6 protein-coding genes are annotated in these 6,192 nt (G+C 74.3%); 2 read left to right on the top strand and 4 right to left on the bottom strand.

Annotated features, from left to right (window positions below; translation table 11 throughout):
- Positions 1–157: 157 nt before the first annotated feature.
- The 3 genes from Aru02nite_RS31415 to Aru02nite_RS31405 form a co-directional block, all read right to left on the bottom strand.
- Positions 158–1,510: an EsaB/YukD family protein gene (locus tag Aru02nite_RS31415; protein ID WP_203663771.1), complete on the bottom strand. Its 1,353-nt coding sequence runs from the start codon at positions 1,508–1,510 to the stop codon at positions 158–160.
- 4 nt (positions 1,511–1,514) lie between these two features.
- A complete protein-coding gene (locus tag Aru02nite_RS31410) occupies positions 1,515–1,829 on the bottom strand; it encodes a WXG100 family type VII secretion target (RefSeq protein ID WP_203663770.1) in 315 nt (104 codons plus the stop codon).
- Between the two features lie 148 nt (positions 1,830–1,977).
- The gene (locus tag Aru02nite_RS31405) at positions 1,978–2,373 is read right to left on the bottom strand and encodes a WXG100 family type VII secretion target (protein ID WP_203663769.1); all 396 of its coding nucleotides are present in this window, start codon (positions 2,371–2,373) and stop codon (positions 1,978–1,980) included.
- A 71-nt stretch (positions 2,374–2,444) separates the two neighbouring features.
- Between Aru02nite_RS31405 and Aru02nite_RS31400 the strand changes: the two genes are divergently transcribed.
- On the top strand, positions 2,445–4,751 hold the full coding sequence (locus tag Aru02nite_RS31400) for an ATP-binding protein (RefSeq protein WP_203663768.1): 2,307 nt from the start codon (positions 2,445–2,447) through the stop codon (positions 4,749–4,751).
- A gap of 102 nt (positions 4,752–4,853) precedes the next feature.
- Here Aru02nite_RS31400 and Aru02nite_RS31395 read toward each other — a convergent pair whose 3' ends face one another.
- On the bottom strand, positions 4,854–5,690 hold the full coding sequence (locus Aru02nite_RS31395) for a LysR family transcriptional regulator (protein WP_239077072.1): 837 nt from the start codon (positions 5,688–5,690) through the stop codon (positions 4,854–4,856).
- A 90-nt stretch (positions 5,691–5,780) separates the two neighbouring features.
- Between Aru02nite_RS31395 and Aru02nite_RS31390 the strand changes: the two genes are divergently transcribed.
- Positions 5,781–6,192 (top strand): nuclear transport factor 2 family protein (locus Aru02nite_RS31390; RefSeq protein ID WP_203663767.1); only part of this gene is annotated, 412 nt, incomplete at its 3' end.

Here is a 6,192-nt window from a genome sequence, read left to right as displayed (position 1 = left end):
AACGGGGACGCCGGCTCTCGCCGGTGCCGCGCGATGCCGGAACGGCTCCGGCCCCGGGCGGTCGCCTACGGCGGGAACCAGGTGCGCGGGAACCGGCCCGGCACACGCCGATGCGCCGGCACACCACGGTCGTGCCGGCGCATCGAGGGGGGTCGGGTCAGATCGTGGCGCCCAGCTGCCAGAGCGCCGCGAACACCCCGTGTACGCCGAGCAGCAGCGCCACGAGCGCGATCTGGCAGACGGTGCCGAGTACGCCGAGGGCGCGGGGACGGTCGGCGTCGGGGCGGGACCGCCACAGTACGACCGGCAGGCCGATCGCGACGGCGGCGACGCCGACCACCAGCATGGCGGGGGCCAGCAGCGGGGCGGTGGCGGGCTGGGCGCCGAGCACGGTGAGCAGCGCGAAGCCACCGACCGACGCGGCGACGACGACCGGAACGGCCTCGGCGGCGAACTCGTACGTGCCGGCGCGCAGCAGCAGCGCCACGACCGCGACGCCGGCCAGCAGCAGCGGGAACGGCGCGACCGTGCGGGTCAGTACGACCAGGCCGGCCGCCACGGCGACGGAGCTGGCCGTGGTGAGCAGCACCAGCGCGTGGTGGGCGCGGACGACCCGGCCGGCGAGCGTGTCCGGGTCGGCCGCCGGCTCCACCGTCGGCGACGACAGCCGCAGCCACGACGCTGCCGTCAACACCGCCGCGGTCCGCGGGGCGACGGCGAGGAACAGGGTGCCGACCACCACGACGGTCCCCGCGGTCGCCGCCGCCGTCGCACCGACGAGGGTGCAGACGACGAACACGGCGCCGGCCAGCGTGACGAGTACCGCGATCGCGGCCACCACCACATCCGGTACGCAGGCCAGCGCCACGACCAGCCCGAGTACCGCGCCGACCAGCGTGAAGCCGACATGGGTGGCGTCGGCGGCGGGCGTGCCCAGCGACAGCAGGCCGGCCAGCGCCAGGCACGGTACGGCGGCGCAACCGAGCAGCACCCGCGGCAGCCGGGCCAGTACGCGGTTGTGGTGGCGGAGGAGGCGGGCGGTCACCGACAGCGTGCCGCCGAGGACCGCGGACAGCAGGCCGAGGCCGAGGCCGCCGTGCCCGGTGAGCCCGAGTACGGCCAGCGCGGCGACCAGCCACGCCGCCCCCACCAGCACTCCGGTACGTCCGCGGGCGCGGGTCGTCCACCGCTGCCCGCCGGCCTCGGCGCCGGTGACCAGCTCCCACACGCTGCGGACGACGGGTTCGTCGGCCTCGCCGGCGAGCGTGTCGCGAAGGTACAGGGTCTGGCCGTCGACGATGCCGGCGTCGGCGAGCGTACTGGTGAGGGGGAGGGGGGCGGCGCCGAGCGGGGCCAGCGACCAGGCCTGCGGCAGCGCGTCGTCGCTCGCCTGTCCACACAGCCGGGCCAGCAGCTCGGTGTACTCGGCGATCGGCGCCCGCGCCGGCAGGGCGAGGTCGACCTGGTTGCGGTCGCCGACGACGGTCAGGAGACAGCGTTGGTCGGACATGCCGTCAGTGCTTCCAGGTCTGCTGGTTCGACCACTCGCAGTCGACGTAGTTGCCCCACGTCAGGTTCATCGCGTGCGCGATGCGCCCCAGCACGCCTTCCGGGCCGAACAATCCCTCGGCGGCGATGTTCCACTCGGTCTGCAGCCCGCCGTAGTAGGTCTGCGCGGCGCCCACCCACATGGGCGAGTCGAGTACCGGCGCCAGGTTGTTGCGCAGCGTCCGCAGCTCGTCGGAGATGGTCGTGGCCATCCCGTTGATGTACGGCCCGGCGTGCTCCAGGTCGACCGGTACCGTGATCTGGCGGTCCTCGATGCTCATCGGCGTGCGTCCCTAGGGTCTGGTGCGAACTCCTCGGCCGCGCGAGGCGAGTAGCGGGTGCTCGCTCGTGGGGCGGAGGTTCGTTCGCGTACCGCTGTCGTCTGTGGGCGTGCCGACACGCGGCCGACACGTGGGTTTCGCGACGGGCCTAGAACCTCGACGGCGGCAGCGTGGTGCCCTGGCCGGGCATCAGGTCGCCCTCGATCGGCTTGAGGTTGTTGATGTTCTGCTGCTCCGTGTCGACATAGTTGACCTGGTTTCCTTGCAGGCCAAGGGAAATGTCCCGGAGCGCGTCGTTGAGCATGCGCGAGTACACGTCGTAGTCGGTCATGAGCGCCTGGAAGGTGTCCTGTGCCATGCCGTTCCACTGGCCCTCGAGCGCCACGACGTAGGTGCGCAGGGCGGCCAACTGCTGCCAGACCTCGTCCGCCGTCGTCGTGCAGTTGACCGACGCCGTGTGCAGCGCCCCGGGCGTGACCTGATATCCCGACACACGTACCGCCTCTCGTCGGCTGCCGGCCCCGAGCGTGTCACCTGCCTTCACCGGTGATCCAGTACCTTGTTCGGGTGTCCCCGTCGCGGCGGGGGACTGCGCGGAGGGAGACCGAGACACACGTGGACACCTCGGCACGGACCCCGGCGGTCGGCGAGCTGCTGCTCGCCGCGCGTACCCGGTCGGGGTTGACGCAGGAGGGGCTGGCCGAGCGGTCCGGGGTCAGCGTACGCACGATCTCCGACCTGGAGCGCGGCAGAATCCTTGCGCCGCAACGGCGGACGGCGCGCGCGCTGGCCGACGCGCTCGCCGTGTCCGACGCGGAACGTGCCGTGCTGCTCGCCGAACGCCACGTCGCCGAGCCCACCTCGTCGCCGGCCATCGTCGCGCAGCACGTCCCGCCGGACCTCGCCGACCTGGCCGGTCGGGACAGCGAACTGGCCCGCCTCGCCGCCTGGGCCGACGAGGTCGCCGCCGGCGCCGGCCGTACCGCGATGACCCTGGTGCTGTCCGGCCCGCCCGGCGTCGGCAAGACCGTCCTCGCCGTGCGCGCCGCACATGACCTCGCCGACCGGTTCCCGGATGGGCAGGTGTTCCTCGACCTGCACGGCTTCGACGCGCAGCCGCTCGAACCGGCCGAGACCCTGGCGCGGCTGCTGTCGATCCTCGGCGTACCGGCGGAGCAGGTGCCGCAGCGTCTCGACGACCGGGCCGCGGCGTTCCGGGGGCTGGTCCGCCAGCGGGCGATGCTGTTCGTGTTCGACAACGCCCGCACCGAGTCCCAGGTACGTCCGCTGCTCGTCGGCAGCCCCCGCTGCCTGGTCGTCGTCACCAGCCGCCGTACTCTCTCGGGGCTGTCCGGCGCCCGCCGCGTGGCGGTCGGGGAGCTCGCCGAGGCCGACGGGATCGACCTGCTCGCCGCGATCGCCGGTGCGGAACGCGTCGACGCCGAGCCGGCCGCCGCCGCCGACGTCGTGGCCCTGTGCGGCAACCTGCCGATAGCGCTGCGCATCGCGGGCAACCGGCTCGCCAGCCGTCCACAGTGGACAATCGAGGCGCTGGCGGACCGGCTGCGCGACGAACGCCGCCGGCTGTCCACGCTCACCGCCGGCGACGTGGCGGTGCGGCCCGCCTTCCACCTGTCGTACGAGCAGCTCGGCGACGACGCGCGCACGCTGTTCCGCCGACTCGCCCTGATGCCCGGTCGCTCGGCGCTGTTCGACGAGGCGCTCTACCTGCTGGGCGCGGACCGCGACGCCACCGACGCCGCGCTCGACGAGCTGATGGACGAGAGCCTGCTACGCCCCGGCCCCGTGCCCTTCCAGTACGAGTTCCACGACCTGCTGCGCGTGTTCGCCACCGAGCGCCTCCACGCCGACGAGCCACCCGAGACGGTACGCCGGCTCGACGTCGGCATCGTGGATCGCCTGCTGCGGCGGACGATCGCGGTGGGGCGGGTCTTCGGCAACACGCCGGAGGACCGGGTCGGCGCCGCCGACATGACCCGCCGGGACGCGCGGGACTGGCTGGACGCCGCGTCCCACAACTGGTTCGGCGCGGTCCGTCGGGCTGCCACCGACGGCCGGCACGAGCTGGTCGCCGACGTCGTCATCGCGCTGTGGGGCATCTCCACCTACCTCACCATCGACATGGCGCTGTGGTCGGAGCTGTACGACCTCGGCCTCGCGTCCGCGCGCCTCACCGCCGACCCGGTCCGGATCTCGCACACGCTGAGCCAGGTCGGTTGGATGGCGTGGCGGGTGCACGGCGACTTCGACCGGGCGTACGCGCTGCACGAGGAGGCCGCCGCGTACGCGGAGCGGGCCGGTGCCGCACGCGAACGGACCTTCGCGCAGTGGGGGCTGATCGGCGCCGACCTGGAACGCGGCGATCATGCCCGCGCCGTCGAGCGCTGCGTCGCCGCCATCCCCATCGCCGAGTCCGGCACCGCGACGCGCCTGATCGGCACCCTCCACGCCATGTACGGCGTCGCCCTGACCGGGCTCGGCGACCACGCCGCCGCTCTCGCCCAGTTCGCGCGGGCCGTCGAGTACGCGCGCGCCTCCGTCGAGGCGGTCGCCGACGGTACCGGGCTGGAGTACCTGGGCTACGACCTGTGCCGGATGGGCAACTGCCTCGGTGCTCTCGGACGGTGGGTGGAAGCGGTCGAGGCGTACCGGGAGTCGGTGGACGCGCTCGTCACGGTGGGGGAGGGCGTCGCCCTCCCGAACGCCCGGCTCCGGTACGCCCAGGCGCTCCACCGGATCGGCGACGTCGACGCCGCGCGGACCGAGCTGCGCGCCGCGTCCCGTGCGGAGGTGTCGCTGCGTGGGTGGCCAGACAAGCGCACCGAGTTCCGGCGCGAGGTCGACGCCGCGCTCGCCGACCTCTCCGTACGCCCTCCCGTCAGCAGCCAGCACGCCGGCTGAGGGCGCACGGCCTCCGACTGCGAGCCGCAGTGACAACGGGCTGTGCGGGTACGCGTTCGCCCAGCTGGCGCTCGCGTGGATTCCACCGCCCGTTCCGGCGGTTCACGCGTCGACCGGGTCGCCGCCCGGGCACGCCGCGCGTACGGCCCGGGCCAGGGCGGCGACGGCCGGCGACGTGCTGTGCGCGGGCCACGCGAGCAGCAGGGTCACCGGCGGCGCGTCGGTCAGCGGCACGCCGACCAGGTCGTGCCGCAGCCCCGCGGCCACCGACCGCGGCACCACCGCGACCGTACGGCCGAGGGCGACGAGCTGCAGCAGTTCGGTGAGGCTGGCCGCCTCCGTACCGTCGCCCGGCCGGTGCACCGGTGCGTCGCGCAGATCGGCCAGGCACAAGGAATCCCGGGCCGCGAGCGGGTGCGACGCGGGCAGGACGGCGGCGCGCGGCTCGGTCAGCAGCGGTTCGGTGTCGAGCCCGCGCAGGTCGTCGAGCCGGTCGAAGACCAGCGCGGCGTCGGCGTGCCCGTCGCGCAACGCACCCACCCGGTCGGTACGGAACAGCACGCGCACCGGGCACGCGTCCGGATCCCCCTCGTACGTGGCGAGGACGGCGGCGAGCAGGCCCGCGTCCCCGCCCGCCTTCATCGCCAGTACCAGGTGCGGTTCCGCCGCACCGGCCCGCCGGGTACGCCGGGCGGCGGCGTCCACCGCGTCCAGCGCCCGGCGCGCCTCGCTGGCGAGTACCCGGCCGGCGGGGGTGAGGGCGACGGCGCGGCTGGTGCGCACGAACAGCGTGACGCCGAGCCGGCGTTCGAGCCGCCGGACCGTCCGGGACAGCGCCGGTTGCGCGATGCCGAGCCGGGCGGCGGCGCGGCTGAAGTGCAGATCCTCGGCCACCGCGAGGAAGTGCGCGAGTTCCCGGGTCTCCAGGCTCCCGTCCATGCCCCGAGGTTATCGATCCCGACCCGACCGGCCTTGGACGTACGCGCGGCCGCGGTGGTGGGGTGGGTGCACCGACGGCGAAGGGATCCCATGGCGACGACCGACGGCCCGCACGAGGTACTCGCCCGGTTCCGCCGGGCCGCGATCCACCGCTCCACCGACGACCTGCGCCTCCTGTACGCGGACGACGCGGTGCACGAGTTCCCGTTCACTCGCCCGGGTCTGCCGTCCCGGCTCACCGGGCGGGACACCATCGTCGAGTGGATCGCCGCCGGCTGGCGCACCCTCCCGCTCCGGTACGAGCAGTACCGCACGGTCGCCGTGCACGACACCACCGACCCGCGGACCGTCGTGGTCGAGCAGGAGGCCGTCGGCCGCAACACGGTCACCGGCCGCGAGTTCGCGCTGCCCAACCTCGTCGTACTCACCGCGCGCGACGGCCGGATCGCCCGCTTCCGCGACTACGTCAACGTACTTGCCGCAGCGGAGGCGATCGGCGCTT

This window comes from Actinocatenispora rupis (assembly GCF_016861975.1).
In the GTDB taxonomy this organism is placed as follows: Bacteria; Actinomycetota; Actinomycetes; order Mycobacteriales; family Micromonosporaceae; genus Actinocatenispora; species Actinocatenispora rupis.
The sequence above is the reverse complement of the archived record's forward strand: the minus strand, read 5'-3'. Positions and strand labels throughout refer to the sequence as shown.

Bases quoted from the DNA above. Each gene is read 5' to 3' on its own strand.
- Aru02nite_RS31410 (WP_203663770.1), bottom strand. From the start codon at position 1,829: ATGAGCATCGAGGACCGCCAGATCACGGTACCGGTCGACCTGGAGCAC.
- Aru02nite_RS31395 (WP_239077072.1), bottom strand. From the start codon at position 5,690: ATGGACGGGAGCCTGGAGACCCGGGAACTCGCGCACTTCCTCGCGGTG.
- Aru02nite_RS31415 (WP_203663771.1), bottom strand. From the start codon at position 1,510: ATGTCCGACCAACGCTGTCTCCTGACCGTCGTCGGCGACCGCAACCAG.